This window comes from Ramlibacter sp., assembly GCF_035548915.1.
GTDB lineage: Bacteria > Pseudomonadota > Gammaproteobacteria > Burkholderiales > Burkholderiaceae_C > Ramlibacter.
This window is the reverse complement of record NZ_DASZSE010000028.1, coordinates 188,272-212,240: the sequence shown is the minus strand read 5'-3', so window position 1 is coordinate 212,240 and position 23,969 is coordinate 188,272. Positions and strand designations below refer to the sequence as shown.

The following is a 23,969-nucleotide window of genomic DNA, read 5'->3' as shown; positions in this document are numbered from 1 at the left end:
TCCACCGACAGCACGGCGGCCATCATGCGGGGATCCTCTGGCGCGAGACGGCGCGGCGCACTTCGGCCAGGAACTGGCCTTGGTCGAAGTCGGCCTTGTGCAAGACCACGGCCACGAGGCCGTTGAGCGTTGCGCGATCGTCGGCGTCGAGGGTCCTGGAAGTGAGCACGATGATCGGAGTGGCCGCGGTCTCGGCCCGATTCCTCAGGTCCTCCACCACGTCGAAGCCGCTTACCTCCGGCATCGTCAGATCCAGCACGATCAGGTCGGGCCGCTCGCGCACCGCGCACTCGATCGCTTCGCGCCCGCCGTGCGCGCGCAGTACGGTCCACCGGGGCCGGTCGAGATAGGTGGCGAGCAGTTCCACCGCCTTCGGATCGTCGTCGACGACAAGAACCTTCGTCTGCCGTTCGCCGCTCAGCACACCCACCTCCTCGAAGGCTGCGAGCAGGTCGTCGCGGCTGACCGGCTTTTGCAGCACCGCTCCCGCGCCGAGCGCGATGCCCTTCTGGGCGTCGGCCACGATCGAGACGATCACCACCGGGATGTGCGCGCTGCGGGAGCCGGGCTGCTTCAGCCGCGCGAGGAGGTCCCAGCCGTCCATGTCCGGCAGGATCAGGTCGAGGATGACGACCGCGGGCCGCAGCGCGGCGAGCAGGTCGAGCGCGAGCCGCGCCGTGCCCGCGCGCACGACCTCGAAGCCCTCCGGCTCGAGCTGCACGCGGATCAGCTCGCCGGCGCGCTCGTTGTCCTCGATCACGAGCGCGATGGGGCGGTCGGGCTCCTCCAGGCCATCGGCCGCGCGTGCCGCGCCGCCTGCGACCGGCGCGCAGGCCGTGATCGTCCCGGCTTCGCGCCAGGGCAGCCACGCGATGAAGTCGCTGCCCGAGCCGGGGGTGCTCGCGAGCGCCACCGTGCCGCCGTGCAGCCGCGCGAGACGTTCCACCAGCGCGAGCCCGAGGCCCGTGCCTTCGGCTTCCTTGCCGAGCGACGAGTCGAGCTGCGAGAACATCCTGAACAGCTTGGACGCATCGTCCGGCGCGATGCCGATGCCCGTGTCCTCCACTTCGATCTGCAGGTATTCGTCGCAGTCGACGGAGGGCTCGGCCATGCGCAGCAGCGTGGGCGTCGCGGCCGTCCAGGCGCGCATGGCCTCGCGGCTCACGCGGCGAGCCCGCAGCGTGACTTCGCCGCCTTCGCGCGTGAATTTCACCGCGTTGGACAGGAGGTTGTAGACGATCTGCTTCGTCTTGCGCGGATCGACCTGCAGCGAGCCGAGCCCGGTGGGCACGTCGAGCGCCAGCGTGAGGCGGCGGCGCGCCGCGCGTTCCTTCACGATCGAGAGGCTGTGCTCGAAGAGCGCCGAAGCGGCGGTCGGCTCGAGGTCGAGCGTCATCTGGCCGGCCTCGATCTTCGAGAGGTCGAGGATGTCGTTGATGAGCGAGAGCAGGTGCTGCCCGCCGTTGTAGATGTCGGTGATGTATTCGCGCTGCTCGGGCGAGAGCTCGCCGATCAGGCCGTCCTTCAGCACTTCGGAGAAGCCGATCACGGCGTTGAGCGGCGTGCGCAGCTCGTGCGACATGTTGGCGAGGAATTCCGACTTGAGACGGCTCGCCTCCTGCAGCTGCAGGTTCTTCTCGCCGAGAAGATCGTTGGCCGAGCGCAGCTGCGTGCTGAGCTCCTGCAACTGCCTCGCGCGTCGCCGCTCGGCTTCCCTCGCATGCGCGAGCCGCGCATAGAGCATCCCGTTTTCGAGCAGCAAGACGGCGAGCACGAAGCTGCCGGCGGCCAGCCCGTACACGCGTCCGAAATACCAGCCGACGTCGAATCGCGCATGATTCAGCACGGCGGAAAGCGCGGTGTCGGCGGTCCACACGACCAGCACCACCATCAGCCAGAGATCCAGCACCGAATGGGGCTTGCGCCGCCAGAGCACCGCCAGCGCCAGGACGCTCGCAAGCCAGGTGGCCGTGGCCACTGCCACCTTCATCGGCGCATCGGTGTCGCCCGCCATGAGAGGCGGCAGCGTCGCGGGCGCATGCACCGCGAAGAATGTGAGCAGCGCCGCGATCGCAAGCGCGGAGACCGAGCTTGTCGCGAAGCCGTGCGATGCGCTCTCGCGCATCTGCGGGGACGGCGCCGCTTCGTTCTTGAGCGAGGCATAGGCGATCACGAAGAGCGGAAAGCCGCCGTGCCACAGGAAGTAGATCCAGGCCGTGGTCTGCGGCCCCGCGCCCAGGAGCCCGCCGGGCGCGAAGAGGCCGGGAAAGCTCAGGGCATGCGCCACGGCCATCATCGCGCTGAAGATGTAGCCCGTGGCGAGCACGAGCAGCGCCCGATTTCGCACGATGCCGTATTGGCCGAGCAGCAGGACTGCGGTGACGAGGTCGCACACCACCAGCGCGGATTCGTATGCCGGCAGGAAGGCCGCGACCGGGGCGAGCGGCGTCCTCGCGAACGGCGCCAGCACGAAAAAAGCCGCGCCGCATGCGAGCGCGACCATGAGAGCCAGACGCCGCTCGGCGGCGCCCGGCTGAAGAACGGAGAGGAACAACGAGCGGCTCGGCATGCAACGCCTTTCCGACAGTTCACCGAAAGCCTCCCGCGCTCTCGGGGGCTCCGAAAACTATAGCTGCATTCGTGCAAACCGTGTGGCGCGCGGCTATCGAGCCTGCGGGGGCGGTTGAACTTTTCGAGAAGGACTTCGCTTAAATCCAACGGTCCGACGAACGGCGAATCCGACCAACTAATGATGTCGTTTCAGTTCACTTGTGTCACGGCGCGCGAATAGACTTGGCCGTCGATGCCCAAACATGCGCCCAAAAGTTTTCCCGTCTCCGCGGCAGCGGGCATGCCGGCGTGCCCTTGCGGCCGCGTCGATGCGAAAGGACGTGTACTCGACTTCGCGCGGTGCTGCGGGCGCTACATCGGCCACTTCGAGCAGTGCGCCGCGCCCGATGCGGAATCGCTGATGCGTTCGCGCTACAGCGCTTTCGTGCTGCATGACGAAGCCTACCTGCTCGCGACCTGGCATCGCGACACGCGGCCGCCGTCGATCGCGTTCGATGCGGCGGCGCGCTGGCTCGGCCTCGAGGTGCGCGAGCATCGCGTCGTCGGCGACGCGCATGCGGCGGTCGAATTCGTCGCGCGGCTTCGCGCCCGCGGCCGCGGCGAGCGGCTGCACGAGCGCAGCCGTTTCGTCCGCGAGGGGCTTCGGTGGTACTACGTGGACGGCGACTTGGGGCTATAGTGGCGGCCTGCCGGGCGGGCGCCCTCAGGAGAAGCGTGTGGCGGCTAACCAGATCATCTTCGAAGACGGCGCGGGCTACGAGCGCATGATGGGCGTGTGGAGCCGGCTCGCGGGCGAGCGGTTCCTCGACTGGCTCGCTCCCGAGCGGGGCTGGCGCTGGGTCGATGTCGGCTGCGGCAACGGCGCCTTCACCGAACTGCTCGTCGAGCGATGCGCACCCACCGAGGTGCAGGGCGTCGACCCGTCCGAGGCGCAGCTTGCGTACGCGCGCGGGCGCACAGCGGGGCGCGTCGCGAAGTTCCTGCAAGGCGGTGCCGAGGCGCTGCCCTTTGCCGGCGAACACTTCGACGCGGCGGTGATGGCGCTCGTCATCTTCTTCGTCGCCGATCCGGCAGCGGGCGTCTCGGAGATGGTCCGTGTGGTGCGACCCGGCGGCAGCGTGAGCGCCTACGCCTGGGACATCACCGAGGGCGGCTTTCCGCTCGCGTCCCTGCAGCAGGCGATGAAAGCGATGGACATCGAGCCCGCGAAGCCGCCGAGCGCCGATGCGGCGCGCCTGGACAACCTGCGGCAACTGTGGACGGATGCGGGGCTGCGCGATGTGGAGACGACGCAGATCACCGTGCAACGCGAATTTGCGGGATTCGACGAGTTCTGGGACATCGCGATGCTGAGCGCGAGCACGCGCTCGCGCCTGGCCGGGCTCGCGCCGGCGGTGCTCGAAGCCTTGCGCGAGCGGCTGCGCGATCAGTTGTCGCCGGGTGCGGTCGGGCCGCTCACCATGAGCGCGCGGGCCAACGCGGTGAAGGGACAGGTGCCGCACTAGCAGCCAACAGTTTGCCGTGGCAAAAGGGGATGTTTCTCCCTCTCCAGAGGGAGAGGGAGAAAGACAGAAACTTGCCGCGCAAACCGCGCTCACGCCATCCGTCGCCGGATTCTGCGGAAAAAGCGGCTCCAGGCGCGGTTCGTCGCATCCGGCAGCTGCATACGGCCGGGCTTGGTACCATCCGTTTCCCCACAAGGGAACTCGCTGACCCTCTTTCGGGGACAGCACGAGGAAAACGGCACACCATGCTCAACAATCCACAGGGACATCTCCGAGCGCGGCTTCTGCTGGCTGCCGCCGCGCTGGCGAGCATCGCCTCGCTCGCGGGCTGCGGCGGAGAAGCCGCCAGCGCCAGCGCCGCGAGCGCGGCGACCCAGCCGCTTCTCATCGCGCCCGAAGACGTGCTGGTGGTCCGGTCCACCCGCATGGCGGCCGGTCCGCTCATCACCGGCAGCATCCAGCCCGACCGCAAAGCCGACCTGCGTGCCGAAGTCCAGGCCGTCGTCATGGCCGTGCTGAAGGAAAACGGCGACGCGGTGAAGAAGGGCGACCTGCTCGTGCGCCTGGACGACACGGCGATCCGCGACTCGCTCGTGTCCGCCCAGGAAGCCGAGCGCGTGGGCGTGCAGGCCTACGACCAGGCGGAGCGCCAGCTGCAGCGCCTGAAGACGCTGCGCGAATCGGGCATGGCGTCCGCGCAGGCGCTCGAAGACGCCGAAATCCGCCGCAACGCGACGCAAAGCGACCTCTCGGCCGCCAAGGCCCGCGTGGTGCAGGCGCGCCAGCAGTTGCAGCGCACCGAAGTGCGCGCGCCGTTCGAGGGCATCGTGGCCGAGCGCAAGGCGTCCGCCGGCGACACGGCGCAGATCGGCAAGGAACTCCTGAAGGTGATCGATCCGACGAGCCTGCGCTTCGAAGGACTCATCTCCTCCGATGCGATCCAGTCCGTCGGCACGGGCCAGCGCGTCGGCTTTCGCGTGAACGGCTATGGCGAGCGCGAATTCGCGGGCCGCATCCGCCGCGTGAGCCCGACCGCGAACGCCATGACGCGCCAGGTCGAAGTGCTGGTGGACATCGAAGGCGAAGTGCCTGCGCGGCTCGCCGGCCTGTACGCCGAAGGCCGCGTCGAGTCGTCCAGCACCAACGCGCTCGTCGTGCCGGCGTCCGCCATCGTGCGCGAGGGCGACCGGGCATGGGTCTGGCGCATCCACGGCGGCGCGATCCAGAAAGTGGCGCTCGGCCTCGGCGAGCGCGACACGCGGCGCGGCGACTACGTCGTTCGCACCGGCGTTACGGAAGGAGACCGCTTGCTGCGCCATCCGATCGGCACGCTGAAGGACGCCCAGGCGGTGCGGGAAACGACGTCCGCCTCTTCCGCGGCCACGGCCGCCGCATCGAACCCCGCGATCGCGCGCTGAGGCGCGAGGAGGGCTTTCTGCCATGTTCCTGTCGGACTTCAGCATCAGGAAGCCGCTCGTCACGGTGGTGATCATCATCATGCTCATGGCGCTCGGAATCCTCGCGCTCGGCAAGCTGCGCGTGAACGAGATTCCGGACGTCGAGCAGCCGGTGCTCTCGGTGGAAATCGCCTACCCGGGCGCCGCACCCGAGACGGTGGAGCGCGAGGTGATCAACCGCATCGAGAAGGCGCTGCAAAGCATCACCGGCGTCTACGAGCTGCGCTCCACGGCCAAGGATTCGAACGCCACGCTCATCATCATCTTCAACTTCAACAAGAACATGGTGGAGGCGGCCGAGGAGGTGCGCAACGCGATCTCCACCGTGCGCTACAAGCTGCCCGCGGAAATGCGCGAACCGGTGATCCGCCGCCGCGATCCGAACGCCTGGCCGATCATGGAGCTCGCGCTCTCCTCCACGCGCCAGAGCCACGCGGAAATCTCGCGCTTCGCGGAAGACGTGCTTGCCGACAAGTTCCGCGCGCTCGACGGCGTGTCCATCGTGAACGTCACGGGGTCGCTCAAGCGCGAGCTTTCGGTGCTGCTGAAGGCCGAGCGCCTGCGCGAATACAACATCTCGGTGGCCGAGGTGGTCGCCGCGCTGCAAAACGAGAACACGAACGCGCCGGTCGGGCGCATCGTCGGGCCGCTGAAGGACCAGAGCATCCGCCTCATCGGCCGCATCGAGAACCCGGCGGATTTCGGCCAGATCATCGTGCGCCGCCGCGGCGACGAGGTGGTGCGGCTCGGCCAGCTCGCGAGCACGATCGACGGCTTCGCCGAGCTCGACAGCTACAGCGTGCGCAGCGCTCACCCGAACGTGAGCATCTCCATCACGCGCTCGCGCGAGGCGAGCACCGTGAGCGTCGCGAGGGATGTGCGCAAGCTCGTGGACGAGATCAACAAGACACTCCCCGAAGGCACGCACCTGGAAGTCACGCGCGACGGCGGCGAGGATGCGCAGGACAACCTGAACAACGTGATCCACGCGCTCACGCTCGGCGCGGGGCTCACGATCTTCGTGGTCTACCTCTTCCTCAATTCGTGGCGCTCCACGCTCATCACGGCGCTGTCGCTGCCGACTTCGGCCGTCGCGGCCTTCATCGCGGTGTGGCTGTGCGGCTTTACGCTGAACCTCATGACGCTGCTCGGCCTGTCGCTCGCGATCGGCGTGCTGATCGACGATGCCATCGTCGTGCGGGAAAACATCGTGCGCCACATGGAGCGCGGCGCGGACCGCCGCACGGCCGCGAGCCGCGGCACCGCGGAAATCGGCATGGCGGTGGCGGCCACGACGTTTTCGATCATCGCGATCTTCATCCCCGTCGCCTTCATGCCGGGCGTGGCGGGCGAGTGGTTCCGGCCGTTCGCGCTCACGGTGGCGTGCTCGGTGCTCGTGAGTCTTTTCATCTCCTTCACGCTCGACCCGATGCTCTCGGCCTACTGGGGCGATCCGCCCGGGCTGCACAAGATGGAGCGCAAGGGTTTCTCGCGCTACCTGAAGCGCTTCAACGAATGGTTCGACCACCAGTCGGACCGTTACGGCCTCGCGATCGCGTGGTCGCTGAAGCACAAGAAGTGGATGCTCGTCGCCGCCATCGCGAGCTTCGCGGGCGCGCTCGGACTGCACGCGTGGCTCGGCGGCTCGAGCTTCCTGCCCGTGCAGGACGCGGGCATGATCGCGGTGGAAGTGCGAACTCCCTCGTCGGCGAGCCTCGAGTACACGCGCATGAAGATCGAGAAGGCGGCCGAACTCGCGCGCACGCTGCCGGAGACCGTCGCGACCAACAGCGTGGTGAACATGGGCGGCGGCCGCGTCTACGTCGACCTGGGCAAGACGACGCAGAGAAAGCGCCGCGCCGCGGAGATCGCGGTGGACCTGCGCAAGCTCATGGCGCAGCTGGTGGGCGCCGAATACACGGTGATGGACGACCTCAACAACGGCACGCAAAAGCCCGTGCAGATCCGCTTCTACGGGCAAGACGCGCGCACGCTCCTGAACATCACCAACGACTACATGGCCCGCATGCGCGCGATCCCGGGCGCGGTGGACGTGGGCCTGTCGGAAATGTCGCCGAAAGACGAGCTGAAGATCGAGCTCAACCGCGGGCTCGCGAGTTCGCTCGGCATCTCGGTGAACGACGCGGCGCAGGCGCTTCGCGTGGCGTTCGCGGGGCTGGAGGTGGGCGACTGGATCGACCCGACGGGCCAGTCGCGCGACGTGGCGGTGCGGCTCGACCCCGCCGACCGCGTGGACGCGGAAAACATCGAGCGGCTGCCGATCGCGGTGGGCACGACCGGCATGGTGGTGCCGCTCAACCAGATCGCGCGAGTCTCGATGGGCGAGGGCCCGGCGCAGATTCAGCACCTGAACGGCCACCGCACGATCACGGTTTCCGCGAACGCGCAGGGCCGCTCGTCCGGCGAGGTGACCAAGGATGCGCTCGCGCTCGCGCAGCAGCAGTCGTACCCCGAAGGCTACGGCGTGGAGCTGGGCGGCGCGGGCAAGGACCAGAAGGAAGTGTTCGGCGCGATGCTCACGGCGCTCGTGATGGGCGTGGGGCTCATGTACCTGATTCTCGTCGTGCAGTTCCATTCGTTCACCGCGCCGGTGAGCGTGATGCTGTCGCTGCCGCTGTCGCTGATCGGCGTCGTGCTGGCGCTGCTCGCGACGCACGCGACGCTCAATCTCATGAGCTTCATCGGCATCATCATGCTGTGCGGCCTGGTGGCGAAGAACGCGATCTTGCTGCTGGAAGCCGCTCGCAAGCGCGAGCACGCGGGCATGGAGCGCGAAGAAGCGCTGATGGCCGCGGGCCGCTCGCGACTGAGGCCGATCCTCATGACGACCTTCGCGCTCATCGCCGGCATGATGCCGGTGGCGATCGGGCTGGGCGAGGGCGGCGACTTCTACCGGCCGCTCGCCATCGCGATCATCGGCGGCACGATCACCTCGACCATCCTCACGCTGCTCGTGATCCCGGCGTTCTACGACGGCATCGAGATCGGGCGCGACTGGTGCATGCGCAAGGTGCGCGCGTGGACGGGGCGCGCGGAAGAAGTACGCAGAGAAGGGCGCGCAGAAGAAGGACGCGGCGAATCGCCCGCCGCCGTGGCTGGCGCGGAATGAGCCTCGGCGCGCCGGCCGGCCGCCATGCCGCCCCGCCCGGGCCCGTCAACTCCCCGCCGGCTCCACGATCTTCTCGCGCCCGCCGGCCATCGCTTCTCCGTCGCCTGGCCGAAGCTTCCAGAACGACAGCGACGACAGCACCGTGATCGCCGCGAGCGTCGCGAAGGCCTTGTGCAGCGCGGCGGTCACGTGCGCGTGATCGGACTGCGGCAGCCCGTTCAGGAAGAACCCGGCCACGAGCGAGCCCGTCGCGAGCCCGAAGCTCATCGAGAGCTGCTGCATCGAACTGGCAAGCGTGCTGGCCATGCTCGTGTCCGGCCCCTCGATGTCGGCATAAGCGAGCGTGTTCATCGAGGAGAACTGAAGCGAGTTGAAAAAGCCGAGCGCGAGCGACAGCGGCACGATCGCGAACCACGGCGTGCCGGGCGCGACGAGCGTATAGAGGCCGATCATCGAGCCGATCATCACGGTGTTCACGGTGAGGACCCGCTTGTAGCCGAAGGTGGCGAGGATCGGCTTCGTGAAGGTCTTCATCGTGATCGCGGCCGCGGCCGTGGGCATCATGAGCAGGCCCGATTCCCAGGCGGGCAGGCCGAGGCCGAGCTGATAGAGCAGCGGCAGCAGGAACGGCATGCCGCCCATGCCGATGCGGGTGACGAAGCCGCCCACCACCGAAATGCGGAAGGTGCGCACGCGCAGCAGCGCCAGGCGCAGCAGCGGATAGGCCAGGCGCGATGCGTGCAGCCCGTAGGTGAAGAGCAGCGCGAGCGAAAGGCCGAAGAGCAGCGTGACCGTGGTCGGCTCGAACCGGTGTTCGCCGAAGATCTCGAGCAGCCACGAAAGCAATGCCACGCCCGAGCCGAAGAGCACGAAGCCCACCACGTCGAGCGGCCGCCTGCTCTGGGCGCGGTAGTCGGGCAGATAGCGCAGGATCATGGTCATCGCGAGCAGCCCGACCGGCAAGTTCACGAGGAAGATGAAGCGCCACGACACCACGTGCACGATGAGGCCGCCCAGCGTGGGGCCGAGCAGCGGGCCGACGAGTCCCGGCATCACGACGAAGTTCATGGTGGTGATGAGCTCCGCCTTGCTGAAGGTGCGGATGATCACGAGGCGTCCCACCGGCATCATCATGGCCGCGCCGAGCCCCTGCAGCAGGCGCGCGCCGACGAGCATCGGCACGTTCAGCGACAGGCCGCAGAGCACGGAAGACGCCGTGAACACGGCCACCGCCGAGAGGAACACGCGCCGCGTGCCGAAGCGGTCGGCCATCCAGCCGCTCACCGGAATGAACACGGCCAGGCTCAGGATGTAGCTTGCCACCACCGCCTTCAGGCTGAGCGGCGGCACCTGCAGGCTCGCGGCCATCGAGGGCACGGCCGTGTTGACGATCGTCGTGTCGAGCGTCTCCATGAAGAGCACGATCGCGACCACCCAGGGCAGGTAGCGGCGCGATGCGGCGGGATCGGGTGCGTTCTTCATGTGCGCCGGACGAAATCGATGAGCTTGCGAAGGATGGGATGCATGGGAGGCGGCCCGGAGGGAACGCCGCATGATGCACCGGATTCGCACGCGCGCTGTCGGCGCCGGCTGACGAAGCCGTGCTTCGCATTCCTACGGCTCAGCCTGGGGCTCGCGCGTTGATCATGTACCCCCATTTCAACGAAAGGTACCCGCCATGAAACTGCACATGATCTCGCTCGCCGTCGCGGCGGCATTCGCCTTCACGGGCACGTCGGCGCTCGCCGCGATGGGCAAGGCCGAATACAAGGCCGAGAAGGACAAAGTCAGCGCGGCCTACAAGGCCGACAAGAAAGCCTGCGACAGCCAGAACGGCAACGCCAAGGACATCTGCAAGGCGGAAGCGAAAGGCAAGGAGAAGGTCGCCAAGGCCGAGCTGGAAGCCCAGTACAAGCCGAGCCCGGCCAACGATGCCAAGGTCGCCAAGGCGAAGGCCGACGCCGAATACGACGTGGCCAAGCAGAAGTGCGAGGACATGAAGGGCAACGATCGGGACGTGTGCAAGAAAGACGCCAAGGCGAAGCACACGGCCGCCAAGGGCGAGGCGAAGGCCGAGAAGGCCGCCGCCGAGAAGGGGGCCGATTCGAAGGCCGCCATGAACAAGGCGAAGGACGCGAAGGAAGACACGAACGACGCGCAGTACGCGGCCGCCAAGGAGCGCTGCGACGCCATGAAGGGCGGCGACAAGGACAAGTGCATCGCCGACGTGAAGAAGCGCTTCGGCAAGAGCTGAGCATCGTTCAGCCGGGCACGGGCGGCTCGGCGCCGGGCCGATCCGGCGCCGAGGCGCTGTCCTCGCCCGGCAGCGGTTTCGCAGGCGCCTGCGTCCCGCGCAGGAGGAGCGCCCTCGGAGCGGCGAAGGAGCGTTCGCTCACGGCAAGCAGAGCCACGCCGTCGCAGCTGATTTCGCCCGAGAACAACGCCGGACCGTCGACATGCAGGCACCGGTCGAGCGAATCGGTCGCCTCGATGCGGACGCGGCCGAGCGACAGCGTGAGAGACACACGCAGCTCGAGCGTCCCGACGAATTGGCCGGCCGCGAGCACGTCCAGGCCCGGTCGCTGGACGCCTTCGATCTGCAATGCATCGCTTCGCGCAACGAAGATTCCAGCGCAGGCATCCTCGATGATTTCCCGCAGGCCCGAGTTGAATGCCGCGGGCAACTGATCCTGGATCGAACGGGCGACCTTCGGCCACGGCACGCCCGGTGCCATCCGGCGCAGCTCGTCCTTGATGCGGCCGATGGACTCGGACTCGATCGAAGCGAGGCGCCCCGGTGCAATCCGGTCGAACGGAAAGAGACTGGCCACAGTCGCGGCGCCCGTCACCGCTCATCCCCATCGGGTCCCGCCCGTGCGCTCAGTTCCCAGGCCGCGTGCCGCGCACGGACCTGGATGGCCAAGGTGGCGTGAACCGCTGGCGCTTCCACGGGCGCGAGCTCCGGTTCCTCCTGCGCGGGCGGCGTCGGCCGGCGGCCGATGCGGATCATCGAAGCGGCCAGGGCGCCGGCGGCCAGTCCGCCGATGAGCGCGGCCGGCGCGGGAATCGAAGAGGGTGCGGCAGCAGTCGTCTGCGAATCGATCGATACGAACTGGATCGAGCCCGGCGGCGCGACGCACGATGCGCACCGGGGCGATTCGGGCGTGCTTGCGGGTGCCGCCGCCGACGAGGCAGTGGCAGTGCCCGCCGGCGGCGTTCCCACGATGTAGACGGTGCTGTCGCGCGGAACCACCGTGCGGCCGGCCGGCCCCATGCCCGCGAAGCGCCAGGCATCGCCACCGCCGCCGAGCTGCACCGCGCGCAGTCCAGCCTGGATCAGGCGCGTTCTCGCCTCCGACAAGGTCATCGTGTTGCTCAGATCGGGGACTGTCGTCGTCGATGTCGATGTCGGTGTCGATGTCGCGCCGGGACAAGCCGGGGTCCGATCGATCGCACGCTCCGGCTCGCCTTTCTCGTCGCCGGAGTGAGGCTTCTCGCCGCCGGAGTTTCCATTCGGGGCCGGAGGATCGCGCCGCACCGTATACACGCGCACCTGCGTGCCGCGCCACAGGGCAGTGCCCGGCTCATAGGATTGCGCCGCGACGATGTCTTCCTGCCCTGGAGACTGTTGCGCAGGCATGGGCCCGATTGCCAGTCCTTCCTTCGCGAGCTGGCGTCCCGCCTCCGCGTAGGTGCTGCGAACCAGATCGGGCACCTGCGATACGGTGCAGGCTTCGGGCAGCGCCGAGCCGCCGCCTGCGCTCACGCAGTGCCCGCTCGCGGGCTCCACCAGAGCACAGGACGACGTCATCAGATAGCCCCTCGTCGGCCGTTCGCGCTCGGGGGACTGGGCGAGCGCCACCGAAGCGGCGAGCGCCGTCGCGACAGCGACCAGGGAAGCGGCGGATGACGCCATGCGATGCGCTACTTGGCGGGCTTGTCGCCCGAACCGCGCAGGTTCAGGAACTTGTTGATCAGGTCGAACCAGAAGGGTGCGCCAAAGGACACCGCCAGCGCCGTGATGAGCAGGCCCAGGAACTTCGCGACGTACGGCGGCTCTCCGGTCTGCAGCCAGAAGCCCTGGCGCAACTCGATCCAGTCGCTGCCGCCGCGCGAACAGTCCGAGGTCACGAGCGCCGCTGCCGGCGCCTGCGAGAGTGGAGCCGCCATCGCCGCGGAAAGAAGGCCGGCGGTGGGAGGCGCTTCATGGGCCGGCTTGGCCGTGACCGTCTGGGTTGCCGGCGCCGGGCGCAGCGAGGGGCAGGTGTTCCAGCCGATCGGGAGGCCCTCCGATTGCAGCAGCTTCAGTTGCGCATCGATGCTGACGAGTCTTGCCTCGACCTCCGCGAGATGCTTTGTGCAATCCTCCGACTTCGGATCGCACCGCGTCTTGTCGAGCGTGTAGAGATTGCGCGCGCTGCCCTGGGCCGAGGCAACGAGCGCGCTGCGAAGCTGCGGCGATTTCCAGAGCGCGGCCGCGATTTGCGCCGTGTCCACATTCAGGATGAGGGTCGCGAGCAGGCCCAGCCCGAGCAGAATCCATTGGATCCTGCGCTTGTACCAGCCCGACACGCGTTCCATCGAGTTGTCGAACCACTGCTCCACGTTGCGGCGCGCCTGATCGAGGTCGTAGTTCGCGGCGTCGAAGCACACGAGGAGTGCGCGGCGCAGCTCCGCCTCGGGAATCGGCAGCGCGGCGATCGCGGCGCGCACTTCGTCGAATGTGAGCACCGGCCTGGCGGCTGCCGCGCCCTGAACCGGTTCTCCGGCGGGCGCGACCGTGTCCAGCAACGCGAGCGAAAACGCCCGGGAGGGCACGTAGGAGGGGTGCAAGCTCGCGCCCGCCGTGGGCTTCAGCGCGGCGGCGATCCGCCCCCACCACCCCGTGGGCGCGATCTTGCCCAGGCTGCTGATGTGAGGATGCTCATAGAATTCGTCGAGCCTTGCGCCAAGCAGTGTTTGCAACCCCGCCCGAAGGTACCTCGCCCTGAGTCCGAGCAGCTGGGCGACGAATTCGCTGATCGAGGAACAGACGAGCGCGAGAATGAAATAGACGAGCGCCAGGCCGATGGCAACGTCGACGATGCTGGATCCGACCATGCACAGCCCTCCGAAGCACCCATGCTTCCCAGACGCTCTTGTAGTACGGAGCGTGCGGCTCGGCATCCCAAACATTGAGGAGAAAGCGCCGCTCGATGCGTTCGGTGCCGCGCGGCGGCAATCGGCACGGAAGCAAACCCGATGACGCATGCCAGCCTTCTCGCCGTCGAAACGGCGGAGCACCGCGCCGCCGCCGAAGCGCTCGTGGCCGAGTACCTGCGGTGGGTGGGTCACCTCGCGAAATCGGAATACGGTCTCGAGTTCGACATCGATGCCATGGTCCGCTCCGACATCGACGACCCGGCGAAGTTCTATCCGCCCACCGGCCGCTTCTACCTCGTGCGCTCGGACGGCCAATTCGTGGGCATCGGCTGCCTGAAGCAGCTTTCGCCCGGCGTGGGCGAAGTGCAGCGGATGTACGTGCGCCCGCAGGCGCGCGGTGCCGGTGCGGGGCGCCTCGTCGTGAACCGGCTGCTGGAGGATGCGCGCGCGCTCGGCTATCGCACGGTGCGGCTCGAAAGCCTGCGTGCCCTGCAGGCGGCGCACCGCCTCTATCGCTCGGTCGGGTTTGTCGAGATCGATCCGTATGCCGGCAACAGCATGAGCGGCTACCAGGACACGTCGGCGCACGCCGCCTATCGCGCGAGTGCCGTGTTCATGGAACTGCGAACCAGTTGACGCCCGGCCTGAGTTCCTCGAAGACGAAGTAGCGCTGCTCCTGCATGCCGAGCGCGCGGTAGGTCGCCTGCGCCGCGGCGTTCTCCCGTTCGACGTAAAGGCGCAATCCGCACACGCCCGGGTCGCCGAAGGCCATGGCCTTCAGCGATTCGTAGAGCGCGCGGAATACGCCCTGCCGGCGCGCCTCGGGCTTCACGTACACGCTCTGGATCCACCAGAACTGCGCGTTTCGCCAGTCGCTCCATTCGCTCGTCACCATGAGGCACGCGACCACTTCGCCCGCGCGCTCGGCGACGAGATAGAAGCCAAGGGAGGGTTCCCCGATGAGCCGCAGCACGCCGTCGCGCGCGCGCCCGGCATCGAGCCGCTTGCCCTCGGTCTCGAAAGCCATCGCGGTGTTGAATGCGCTGATGACCGCGGCGTCGCGCGCCTCGCCCTTGCGGATGTCGATGTTCATCGTCGTTCAGTACGGAGGCGCGAAGCCGTTGCGGCCGGCGGTGATGCGCGTGACGGTCGGCACGCCCTCGATCGCCTGCGCGGTGAGCGATACCTGCGCGCCGACCGTGAGCAGCTCGCGCGTGGCCGGCCGCAAGCTCACCACGGGCGCCTCCGCGGGCACGACGACGGTCTTCTCGCCGTCGCCGTAGCGCAGCTGCATGCGGCGTCCCTCGGGCGCACTCGCAAGGCCCGCGACGGTCGCGTTGGTCATCGTGCTCTGCGGCAGGAAGCTGAAGGGGCGATGCCCCTCGTTCGTGCCGCGCATCGATTCGGGAAACACCGTCACCGCGATGGCGCGCAGCGTCCCGTCGGGCTGCGGCATCGCGCCGACGCCGACGAAGCTGCCCGACTGCACCGTCTCGAACGACACGGGATAGACCTCGGTCACCGTCAGGTCGCGCGCGAGCGTGAGCTCGATACGCCGGCCGTCGCGTCCGCGAAGGCTCAGCCGATCGCCCAGGAGGGCTTCGATGGTGCCGCGCAGCCGCACGGTCTCGCCCGACGGTGCGAGGGCCTGCGCGGAGGCCTGTGCGGAGGACGGCACCCGGGATTGCGCGCGGGCCGTCGGCGCCGCGAGGGCGAAGCCAAGTGCCTCGAGAAACGTTCGACGTCCGAGCATCGCGGGGTCTCCTTCGCCGTGCGGCCGTCGAGGATAGCGCAGTTCGGGGTTGGTCATCGGTGGGCCGCTTTGGTAGGCTTTCGGGTTGAAATCCGGCATTCGAGGAGACGACCATGATCTCATCGGCTCGGCGCCAGACGATCGCCGACTTGCTGCATCGCACGGCCAGGCGCTACCCCGACAAGCCCGGGCTTCTGTGCGGCGTCGATACGCGCTGGAGCTTCGCGCGCTTCGACGCCGTCGTGGACCACGTCGCCGCGGGCCTCGCTCAGCACGGCGTGGGCCACGGCAGCCGCGTGGCGGTGCTCGCGCGCAATTCGCACGCGTTCGCCGCGCTGCGCTTCGCGCTGGCGCGCATCGGGGCGGTGCTGGTGCCGATCAACTTCATGCTGAAGCCCGAGGAGGTTGCGTTCATCCTGCGGCACTCCGAGGCGCAGATGCTAGCGACCGATTCCGGCCTCGCGGACACCGCGCGGCAGGCGGCGGCCATGGACACCCCGGTGAAACAGTTCGTCTGGCTGCCCTCGGAGGAGCTCTCGCACCCGGTGCAGGACATGATCCCGTTCGGCGAACTCGCGAGCGCGCGGGGCACCGCGGGCGCCGCGGCGCTATCGAGCACCGATCTCGCGCAGATCGTCTATACGAGCGGCACCGAGTCCAGCCCCAAGGGCGCGATGCTCACGCACGACGCGGTGATCTCGCAGTACGCGAGCTGCGCGGTGGATGCGGGCATCGCCACGGGCGACGTCATGCTGCATGCGCTGCCGCTTTACCACTGCGCGCAGCTCGACGTCTTCCTCGGCCCCGCGATCTACGTCGGCGCGACGAGCATCGTGACGGCCCGGCCCACGCCGGACAACCTGCTGCCCCTGATCGAGCGGCATCGCATCACGAGCTTCTTCGCCCCGCCCACGGTGTGGATCGCACTGCTGCGCTCGGCTCTTTTCGACAAGACCGATCTCTCGTCGCTGCGCAAGGGCTACTACGGCGCATCCATCATGCCGGTGGAGGTGCTGCGCGAGTTGAAGCGACGGCTGCCCGATGTGAGTTTCTGGAACCTGTACGGGCAAACCGAGATCGCGCCGCTCGCGACCCTGCTCGGCCCGGAGGATCAGTTGCGCAAGCCCGGCTCGTGCGGGCGTGCGGTGCTCAACGTCGAGACGCGCGTGGTCGACGACGACATGAACGACGTGCGGCCGGGCGAGGTGGGCGAGATCGTGCATCGCAGCCCGCATCTCATGCTCGGCTACTTCCATGACGAGGAGAAGACGCGCGCGGCTTTCGCGGGCGGCTGGTTCCACTCGGGCGACCTCGCCACCATCGACGACGAAGGCTTCATCACCGTCGTCGACCGCAAGAAGGACATGATCAAGACCGGCGGCGAAAATGTCGCGAGCCGCGAAGTCGAAGAGACGATCTATGCACTGCCCGGGGTGAGCGAGGTGGCGGTGATCGGCGTGCCGCATCCGAAGTGGGTGGAGGCGGTGGTCGCGGTCGTCGTCGTGAAAGAGGGGCAGCGGCTCACCGAAGCCGACGTGATGGACCACTGCAGTGCCCGCATCGCGCACTTCAAGGTGCCCAAGGCCGTCCTCTTCGTGGAGGCGCTGCCGAAGAATCCGAGCGGCAAGCTGCTGAAGCGCGAGCTGAGGTCGCGGCATCGGGCGACATTCGGCTGACTTTGCGCAAGGCCTGGGAGTTCAGTCTTCGAGGCCGATGAAGTGTTCGTGCGTTGCCTGCGCGATGAGGTTGTGTGCCTCATCCCCGGAGGATGCTGCTTTCGCCGCTGGCGTGGCTGCCGTTCGGCGGCGCGTGGGAACCTTGTGCGCGTTCGGAGTCAATAGAGGACATGGCACACATTCCGATCATCCCGCTGGCCGTGAGTGCGGACGGCACCGTGAGCGCCAGCACGCAGTCGGGCACGCTCGTCGTCGAACTGCGGCGTCGCGCGGGCGCCACGCCCGAGATCGTCACGCGACTGCAACAAAGCCTTGCAAGCCGGCCGGCCGAGGTCGCGCGCTATCCATTGCGAACGCTGCTCGCGCTCGCGTTGCGCGCGATGCGTGCAAGCCGCGGGACGCAGCCTTCGCCGCTCACGGTGTCGCTGCAGAAGGTGCCGCGTGCCTTGCAGTCCGCGCACGCGGCCGCGCTGTCGAAGTTCCTGTCGCTCAACTTCAGGAAGCTGTTGCGGATCGCGCGCGCGGCCCATCGCCCGCCGAGGCGCTGGCCGCAGCTGCTGCCGGACCGCGCCTGACGGCGAGCCCATCGCCGTACCCGCGAGCGGGCACGCTCGCGCGGCGCCGCCCGCCGAACGCTACCATGCGGGCCATGCTCCAACTGAACGGCCTGCGGCACCTCGAAGTCGGTCCTGTCGATCTGCGCGTCGAGGACAGCGAATGCGTCGCAATCGAAGGCCGTTCGGGCTCGGGCAAGAGCGTGCTGCTGCGAACCATCGCCGATCTCGACCCGCACACGGGCGATGCCTCGCTCGATGGCGTCGCCTGTTCGGCCATGCCCGCGCCGCGCTGGCGACAGCAGGTGACCTACGTCGCGGCGGATTCGGGATGGTGGGCCGACCGTGTGGAGGACCACTTCGTCGCCGGCGACGGCCTTCAGGCATTGCTCGCGCGCGTGGGTCTCCCCTCGGAGGCCGCGCAGTGGCCGGTGTCGCGCCTTTCGACCGGTGAGCGCCAGCGCGCGGCACTGCTGCGCGCACTCACACCCGCGAATCGCGTGCTCCTGCTGGACGAGCCCACGTCCGGCCTCGACCTCGAAACGCGCGAACAGGTCGAAGCGCTCCTGCGCGAGCGCATGGGGCAGGGCGCGTCCGTCCTTCTCGTCACGCACGACGCCGACCTGGCCAAGCGGCTCGCGCATCGGCGCTTCGAGATGGATCGCGGGCAGCTTCGCGAGATGAATCCGCACGACGGCCGGGCCATCCGCGGCGACCCGCGCAAAGAGCCCGGCAACGACGGCATGCAGCGCGATGCATGAGCAAACCGTCTCCGCGGCGAGCCTCGCGATCGTCGGCATGCTCGTGCTGCTGAACGGCGCGCTGTCGCTCTGGCTCGGCCTGGGCATCGCTCGCTCGCTCGTGATCGCGGGCGCGCGGATGGTCGTGCAGCTCCTTCTCGTCGGCCTGGTGCTTGGGACGGTCTTCGAGCTCGGCTCGCCCTGGCTCGTGGCCGCGGTGCTGGGCGCCATGCTCGCGAGCGCCGCGTGGGAAACCCGCTCCCGCCAGCAACTGCGCTTCGCCGGCCACTGGGGCTACTCGCTCGGCGCGGGCACCATCGTGATCGCGACGGTTCCCGTGACGGGCCTCGCGGTCGCGCTGCTGCATCCCGATCCGTGGTTCGCGCCGCAGTTCTCGGTGCCGATGTTCGGCATCATCCTCGGCAACGCGATGAGCGGCATCAGCGTGAGCCTCGATGCATTCAACACGGCGATCGCGCGCGAGCGGCGCTCGATCGAGGCGCGGCTCGCCCTCGGCGCGAGCCGCCATGAGGCGCTCGCGGGGATCCGGCGCGCGGCGCTGAAAAGCGGCATCATCCCGCTCGTGAATCAGATGTCCGCCGCGGGCATCATCACGCTGCCGGGCATGATGACGGGCCAGATCCTCGCCGGCATGCCGCCTTCGGACGCGGCGAAGTACCAGATCTTCGTGCTGTTCCTGATCGCGGGCGCGACCGGGCTTGGCGCAACCGCGGCGGTGCTGGGCGCGAGCTGGCGCGCCACCGACGCGCGCCACCGCCTGCGGCTCGACCGGCTTCAGGCGTCGTGGCGCGAGGCGAGGTAGTCGGCGACGGCCGCCCGCAGATCGCCGCATCCCTCGCGAAAGCGCAGCGCGACCCCGCTGCGGTCGAGGTGGCGTCGCGGGTCGTAGCCGCGCGAGGCGAGGATGTCCATGCGCTTGCCGTACTGCCGATCCTCGAGCAAGCCGTGCCACAGATGCAGGATGCGGTTGGCCGCCCAGCCGAGTCCGGCGGGCGCGGGCAGTGAGCGCTTCGTCCACGCAAGCATGTCCGCCTGGTGCGGCAGGGAGAAGTTGCGGTACCGGAAGAGCGCGTCCAGTTCGCCCGAGCAGGCGGCCGTGAGCACGGTGTCGCCTCCGCCCACGATGTTGTTCTCGTAGTGTTCGAAATGCGGCAGCGCATCCAGGCGGAAGGCCGTGGCCATGCCCGGATTGCCGGAGAAAGGCGGCAGCATCCCGACGGCCATGAGTTGTGCGAGGTCGGAATCCATCGAGAACAACGGCCGGCCTTCCCAGAGCGCGAAGGCCCGCGAGGGCAGCGACCTTTCGGCCGCGACCGCCGCGAGCGCCGATCGCGAGCAGCCTTCCAGCGGCACCTCGGGCAGGTAGTCGAGCCGCGAGTAGCACTGCACCACGGCGCAGGAGTCGAGCGCCTCCACCACGCGCTCGGCCCAGGCGTCCTCGGCGAACACCGTGTCCGCATCGAGGACGGCCACGCACGGAGCGAACTGCTCGCGGCGCATGCGCGCGAGCCCGAGATTGAGCAGGCGCTCTTTCTGCCACATCAGGTCGCCGCCTTCCACGCGGATCATGAGATCGGCATCCTCGGGCGAGAGATCGAACCGGCCGTCGCGCGACCATTCGACGGTCACGAGCGGCACGCCGAGCAGGCGGCGAAAAACCCGGTAGTTGCGAAGCCGCCGATTCCCGTGAAACGGATTGAAGTAGCAAGTGAGCGCTGCGAGCGCGGCGGCCATTTCAGGGGACTGCCCGTGCGATCGCTGTCTCTCCTGCATCCCGTGCGGGCGCGAGGCGAGACTCGAGCCGGCTCAGAACGCCCATCGGCCGCAGCTGCCGGGTCGTCTGCGCATCGAGCACCACTGAACCCTCGACGTGCGGCGCGAGCATGTCGAGGCACGCGGCGAGCGACGCCACATCGAACGGCCCGGGCCCACGCAGCACGTGGACCTCGTCCAGGTACAGCCACGGCAGCCCTTGTTTGAGCAGCGGCCCGGGCGTGAACGCGGCCACCACGGCGGTGGCTTCGCGTTCAGCCTCGGCGCCCGAGGCCGCGCGGTGCGGGTCGGCGGCCGGCGGCGCGTAACGCTCGTCGCCGAGCCGGCAGCCGTCGCTGCGCACCGCGAGCACCCGCTCGCCCGAGCGCGCGAGCCGGGCGGCGATCTCGGCAACGGCCGCGTCGCCGTCACGGTGGCCCGCCACCTCGATCAGCAGCACCGTGCGCATGCGCCCCGGCGCGGGGACCATGCGGCGCAGCAGGTCGCGGTAGACCTCCGGGGCGAATTCGGTGCTGATCTGCGGCTGGGCGTTCACTTCGCAGATCGCGGACTTGCAGTCGAGCCACGACACGGAGATGTCGGGGATGAGGAAGTCGATGCCCGCGAGGTCCAGGCGCAGCGCGCGCGCCGCGCGCACCGCGAGCCGGGCGTTGTCGGGGTGGAGCAGGTGCATGACGTCCTGGGCGGTGCCGCCGGTGGACATGTTCGCGCGCCGCCTGAGCGCGACGAACTCGCCTTCGGCCGGCACGCTTTCGGGCGTCATTGCGCGCTCGGCGAGCAGTTCGATCGCCTCGCCGTCCAGCGTGACGACGTTGGCGGCGAGCCGTCTGGACGCGGCGATCCCGTCCACGAGTTCCTTCACGCTGCGCTGTCCGTCGCCGAGCACGCCGCCCGGCACGCGCCGGATCGCCTTCACGACCCGGCCGTTGTCGACCGTGATGCGGTGGTCTTCGCCTTCCACGTGCGTTTCCACGAGCACCTTGCGCGACAGCGCGGCCGCGAGCCGATAGCACTGCCGCACCTGCTGCGCCGTGCGCAGCCCCGCATGCACGCCCTCGCCCTGGTCGCGGTCGTCCGGCTTCACGACGACGGGGTAGCCGAGCGCATCGGCCACCTGCGCGGCCTCGTCCTCGGAGGCGACGAGCCTGTGCCGGGGCACCGGCAGGCCCTGCTCGCCGAGTATCTGCACCGTGAGGGATTTCGAGCGCGCGAGATAGGTCGAGATCACCGGCGTCTGCTCGGTCATCGTGCTGAGGAACATGCGCCCGCAGTGGCCGGTGCCGGCCTGAAGGAACCCGCCGGGCAGCCACTTCGCCGGCAGGCCCAGTTCGGCGCACGCGCGGGCGATGCGCACGGTGTTGGCGCCGAACACCTTGGCCTGGTTCTTCAGGTCCTCATGGGCCTGCTTCAGCCGGGCGGGCATGGCCGCATCCAGCGCCTGCTGCTGCTCGGGGGGCAGGCCGCCCTGAGCGCTGTTGATGGCGCTCGCGAGGCATTCCGTGAGCGCGATGGTCACGTTCGTCTGGTAGCTCGGGATCGCGACGATGTGGAACTGCCAGCCGTTGCGCACGGCCGCCGGGCCGAGCTGCATGCCGGCCTGGATCACCGGGGTTTGCGCGCTCATCTCGAGCAGCCTCAGGATGGCGAGAAACGCATCGATGCGAAAGCCGCCCGACAGGCACCGATCCACCTCCTCGCGCGACAGGCGCAACGCGCGCACGACCGTGTCGGCGATGCGGCCCGTGTCGAACTTCGCCTTCGCGGGCCACCGCACGGAGCCGCGCAGCACCGGCCCGCGCAATCCGTGCGCGTGACCGGGGATCACTTCCCAGGGGGCGCCGAGCAGCACGGCCGGGCGGAGCGTCTCAGCCACGGGGCAATCCCGAGTAGTGCCACCAGTCGCCCAGCAGCGCGTCCCACTCGGGCGGGTCGAACGTGAGCCGGCCTGCGCACGGCGTGAACGTGAGCTCGCCGAAGCGCACGCCCTGCGTGCAGCAGTAGAGGTCGACCCGCACGAAATCGAACGGCGCGGACAGGCGCGCGGCGATGTCGAGCATCTCTTCGAGACGCCCGGGCCGCGGCATCTCCGGGGCTTCGTAGCGTTCGCGATAGGTGAGCCGCACGGGCTCCCAGCCGGGCGTGAAGAAGCGGTGGATCGTGTGCGAGCGGCTTCCGATCTGCACGAGGCGCGGCACGCCGTCGAAGCAGAAGAAGATGTAGTCGATCGGCCCGTCGGGGTGGCCGTCCGCGAGGCGTTCTTCCACGAGCAGCCGCCGGCGCACGGGCCAGTACTGGTATTCGCGCCGCCGCCAGTAGTAGGACTCGGCGAGCCACTGCGCCGCGCGCTCCCCGGCCGCGGCGCGGTCCTCGGGGCCGAGCAGGAGCGCGCCCTTGCCCGAGCCCTCGTTGCACTTCAGAAGGCATTCGCGCGGCAGGCGGTCCCAGGGGACCGCGAGTGGATCGTCGCCCGACCAGAGCACGGGCGTGAGGTAGCGCTCGCCGATGCGATCGGCGACGTATTCCTGCACCTGGAGCTTGTCCGAAAGGCGTGTGTAGGTGGCGCAGCCTTGCTCGTGCATGTCGAGCATGCGGCAGTAGAGCTTCTCGGTGAAAGTGCGCGGGTTCGCGCGGGGAAGCGGGCGGCCCTGTTCGTATTCGAAATAGGCGTTCAGGATCGCGGGGCCGCAGGCCAAGGCATCGGCTTCGTAGCCCGTGGCGCGAAAGCCCGCCGCGCGGCCGATCCAGTGGAGCAGCCGCGCGCACGACCCGGCGTGGCCGCTCGGGCCGCCGGACGGATCGGGTTGTCTGTCATTGGCGTTCACGGCCTGGCTGCGGATGCGCGAAGTCCCTTTGCTCGCTCGGCATCATAGACGAGCGGCCGGCCTCGCCACCGGACGGGCGGCGGCGCGCGCCCGCCGGGCGCGGGAGCGGTTCACACCGGCTCACACCGGCTCACACCGGTTCGCAGCGGTTCAATGCGCGTGGCGCGCGGGAGATTCGACGCCCTTGCGAAGCGCGAGCTTGTGCAGGTAGACCACCGGGTCGACGAAATACGGGTTCTCGTGCACGCGGCCGTTGATGATCACGTGCGAATGCGTGGCGAGCACGTCCGCGATCGTGCGGCCGCTGAAGCGGCTCACGTCGTAGGCGCACAGCAGCGTGCAGTCGTGATGCGGCGTGAGCTGGTTCACGCGCGCTTCGTAGACCATCAGCTCGTCCGTGCCCGGGAGGTTCTTCAGCGCCCACTCCATGTCGCCCATCGTGCGTACCGATTTGTAGGGGCCCGCGAGGGCGTTCTCGAGCACCTGCTCGAGCATCGCGTACATGCGTTCGACGACGAACACGCTGTCCTGGATGTACGTTTCCTCCGAAGAGAGCACCTTCAGCTGGCCCGACCCCATGCCGCGCGCCACGGCCACGCCGCCCTCGGTCATGCGCCGCATGTGCTCGCCGTGGTAGCTCGACTCGACGATGGTCACCACCTCGTCGCCCGTGTCGAGGCCTTCCTGGAAATACGGGTTGAGGATGTCGTACTGCTCTTCGCGCGAGTCGAAGAATGCACAGATGTGCTGCAGGCCGTGCAGCGGCTCACCGCAGAGGGTGACGGTTCTTCGGCGGGCGCTCATGGGTCTTTCCTTGTGGACAAC

At 68.8% G+C, this 23,969-nt stretch carries 21 protein-coding genes; 10 read left to right on the top strand and 11 right to left on the bottom strand.

All coding sequences use genetic code 11. From position 1 onward, the window contains the following. Window positions 1-22: 22 nt before the first annotated feature. Window positions 23-2,569: a response regulator gene (locus VHA82_RS09700; RefSeq protein ID WP_325542941.1), complete on the bottom strand. Its 2,547-nt coding sequence runs from the start codon at window positions 2,567-2,569 to the stop codon at window positions 23-25. A gap of 234 nt (window positions 2,570-2,803) precedes the next feature. Between VHA82_RS09700 and VHA82_RS09695 the strand changes: the two genes are divergently transcribed. The 4 genes from VHA82_RS09695 (at window position 2,804) to VHA82_RS09680 (ending at window position 8,663) form a co-directional block, all read left to right on the top strand. Continuing rightward, window positions 2,804-3,250: a YchJ family protein gene (locus VHA82_RS09695; RefSeq protein WP_325542938.1), complete on the top strand. Its 447-nt coding sequence runs from the start codon at window positions 2,804-2,806 to the stop codon at window positions 3,248-3,250. A 37-nt stretch (window positions 3,251-3,287) separates the two neighbouring features. Continuing rightward, window positions 3,288-4,076 carry a class I SAM-dependent methyltransferase gene (locus tag VHA82_RS09690; protein WP_325542936.1) on the top strand — a complete coding sequence of 263 codons (789 nt, stop codon included), beginning with the start codon at window positions 3,288-3,290 and terminating at the stop codon, window positions 4,074-4,076. A gap of 245 nt (window positions 4,077-4,321) precedes the next feature. Then, window positions 4,322-5,494, top strand: a complete 1,173-nt coding sequence (locus tag VHA82_RS09685; protein WP_325542934.1) for an efflux RND transporter periplasmic adaptor subunit — start codon at window positions 4,322-4,324, stop codon at window positions 5,492-5,494. A gap of 22 nt (window positions 5,495-5,516) precedes the next feature. Beyond that, window positions 5,517-8,663, top strand: coding sequence for an efflux RND transporter permease subunit (locus tag VHA82_RS09680; protein ID WP_325542932.1), 3,147 nt, complete (start codon window positions 5,517-5,519; stop codon window positions 8,661-8,663). A 45-nt stretch (window positions 8,664-8,708) separates the two neighbouring features. On the opposite strand, the gene VHA82_RS09675 is transcribed toward VHA82_RS09680, so the two are convergent. Next, a complete protein-coding gene (locus tag VHA82_RS09675) occupies window positions 8,709-10,145 on the bottom strand; it encodes an MFS transporter (RefSeq protein ID WP_325542930.1) in 1,437 nt (478 codons plus the stop codon). Window positions 10,146-10,341: 196 nt separating this feature from the next. Between VHA82_RS09675 and VHA82_RS09670 the strand changes: the two genes are divergently transcribed. Continuing rightward, a complete protein-coding gene (locus VHA82_RS09670; protein ID WP_325542928.1) occupies window positions 10,342-10,917 on the top strand; it encodes a hypothetical protein in 576 nt (191 codons plus the stop codon). Between the two features lie 7 nt (window positions 10,918-10,924). Here VHA82_RS09670 and VHA82_RS09665 read toward each other — a convergent pair whose 3' ends face one another. Genes VHA82_RS09665 through VHA82_RS09655 form a run of 3 tightly spaced genes read right to left on the bottom strand, consistent with a single transcriptional unit; the run spans window position 10,925 to window position 13,763 of the window. Then, complete coding sequence (locus tag VHA82_RS09665) at window positions 10,925-11,512, bottom strand: hypothetical protein (protein ID WP_325542926.1); 588 nt, start codon at window positions 11,510-11,512, stop codon at window positions 10,925-10,927. After that, complete coding sequence (locus VHA82_RS09660; protein WP_325542924.1) at window positions 11,509-12,579, bottom strand: PASTA domain-containing protein; 1,071 nt, start codon at window positions 12,577-12,579, stop codon at window positions 11,509-11,511. Before VHA82_RS09660 ends, VHA82_RS09665 begins: the two co-directional genes overlap by 4 nt. 8 nt (window positions 12,580-12,587) lie before the next feature. Continuing rightward, complete coding sequence (locus VHA82_RS09655; RefSeq protein ID WP_325542922.1) at window positions 12,588-13,763, bottom strand: hypothetical protein; 1,176 nt, start codon at window positions 13,761-13,763, stop codon at window positions 12,588-12,590. 141 nt (window positions 13,764-13,904) lie between these two features. Here VHA82_RS09655 and VHA82_RS09650 point away from each other — a divergent pair, with 141 nt between their 5' ends. Continuing rightward, window positions 13,905-14,441, top strand: coding sequence for a GNAT family N-acetyltransferase (locus VHA82_RS09650; protein WP_325542920.1), 537 nt, complete (start codon window positions 13,905-13,907; stop codon window positions 14,439-14,441). Here the strand turns inward: VHA82_RS09650 and VHA82_RS09645 are convergent. Together VHA82_RS09645 and VHA82_RS09640 are read right to left on the bottom strand one after the other, a co-directional pair. Then, window positions 14,419-14,898: an N-acetyltransferase gene (locus VHA82_RS09645; RefSeq protein ID WP_325542918.1), complete on the bottom strand. Its 480-nt coding sequence runs from the start codon at window positions 14,896-14,898 to the stop codon at window positions 14,419-14,421. The two genes, VHA82_RS09650 and VHA82_RS09645, sit on opposite strands and share 23 nt — an antisense overlap. Before the next feature lie 6 nt (window positions 14,899-14,904). Beyond that, window positions 14,905-15,615, bottom strand: a complete 711-nt coding sequence (locus VHA82_RS09640; protein WP_325542916.1) for a hypothetical protein — start codon at window positions 15,613-15,615, stop codon at window positions 14,905-14,907. A 56-nt stretch (window positions 15,616-15,671) separates the two neighbouring features. Here VHA82_RS09640 and VHA82_RS09635 point away from each other — a divergent pair, with 56 nt between their 5' ends. The 4 genes from VHA82_RS09635 (at window position 15,672) to VHA82_RS09620 (ending at window position 19,351) form a co-directional block, all read left to right on the top strand. Further along, window positions 15,672-17,234 (top strand): acyl-CoA synthetase, encoded by a 1,563-nt coding sequence (locus VHA82_RS09635; protein ID WP_325542914.1) that lies wholly within the window; start codon window positions 15,672-15,674, stop codon window positions 17,232-17,234. Window positions 17,235-17,404: 170 nt separating this feature from the next. Beyond that, window positions 17,405-17,809 carry a hypothetical protein gene (locus VHA82_RS09630; RefSeq protein ID WP_325542912.1) on the top strand — a complete coding sequence of 135 codons (405 nt, stop codon included), beginning with the start codon at window positions 17,405-17,407 and terminating at the stop codon, window positions 17,807-17,809. A 74-nt stretch (window positions 17,810-17,883) separates the two neighbouring features. Then, a complete protein-coding gene (locus VHA82_RS09625) occupies window positions 17,884-18,549 on the top strand; it encodes an ABC transporter ATP-binding protein (RefSeq protein WP_325542910.1) in 666 nt (221 codons plus the stop codon). Beyond that, window positions 18,542-19,351: an ABC transporter permease gene (locus VHA82_RS09620; protein ID WP_325542908.1), complete on the top strand. Its 810-nt coding sequence runs from the start codon at window positions 18,542-18,544 to the stop codon at window positions 19,349-19,351. The genes VHA82_RS09625 and VHA82_RS09620 overlap by 8 nt, the downstream gene beginning before the upstream one ends. On the opposite strand, the gene VHA82_RS09615 is transcribed toward VHA82_RS09620, so the two are convergent. The 4 genes from VHA82_RS09615 to VHA82_RS09600 form a co-directional block, all read right to left on the bottom strand. Further along, window positions 19,324-20,283 carry a hypothetical protein gene (locus VHA82_RS09615; protein ID WP_325542906.1) on the bottom strand — a complete coding sequence of 320 codons (960 nt, stop codon included), beginning with the start codon at window positions 20,281-20,283 and terminating at the stop codon, window positions 19,324-19,326. The two genes, VHA82_RS09620 and VHA82_RS09615, sit on opposite strands and share 28 nt — an antisense overlap. Window position 20,284: 1 nt before the next feature. Further along, complete coding sequence (locus VHA82_RS09610) at window positions 20,285-22,195, bottom strand: acetate--CoA ligase family protein (RefSeq protein WP_325542904.1); 1,911 nt, start codon at window positions 22,193-22,195, stop codon at window positions 20,285-20,287. Beyond that, a complete protein-coding gene (locus tag VHA82_RS09605) occupies window positions 22,188-23,144 on the bottom strand; it encodes an ATP-grasp fold amidoligase family protein (RefSeq protein ID WP_325542902.1) in 957 nt (318 codons plus the stop codon). The genes VHA82_RS09610 and VHA82_RS09605 overlap by 8 nt, the downstream gene beginning before the upstream one ends. 150 nt (window positions 23,145-23,294) lie before the next feature. Further along, on the bottom strand, window positions 23,295-23,948 hold the full coding sequence (locus VHA82_RS09600; RefSeq protein ID WP_325542901.1) for an MEDS domain-containing protein: 654 nt from the start codon (window positions 23,946-23,948) through the stop codon (window positions 23,295-23,297). Between the last annotated feature and the right edge of the window lie 21 nt (window positions 23,949-23,969).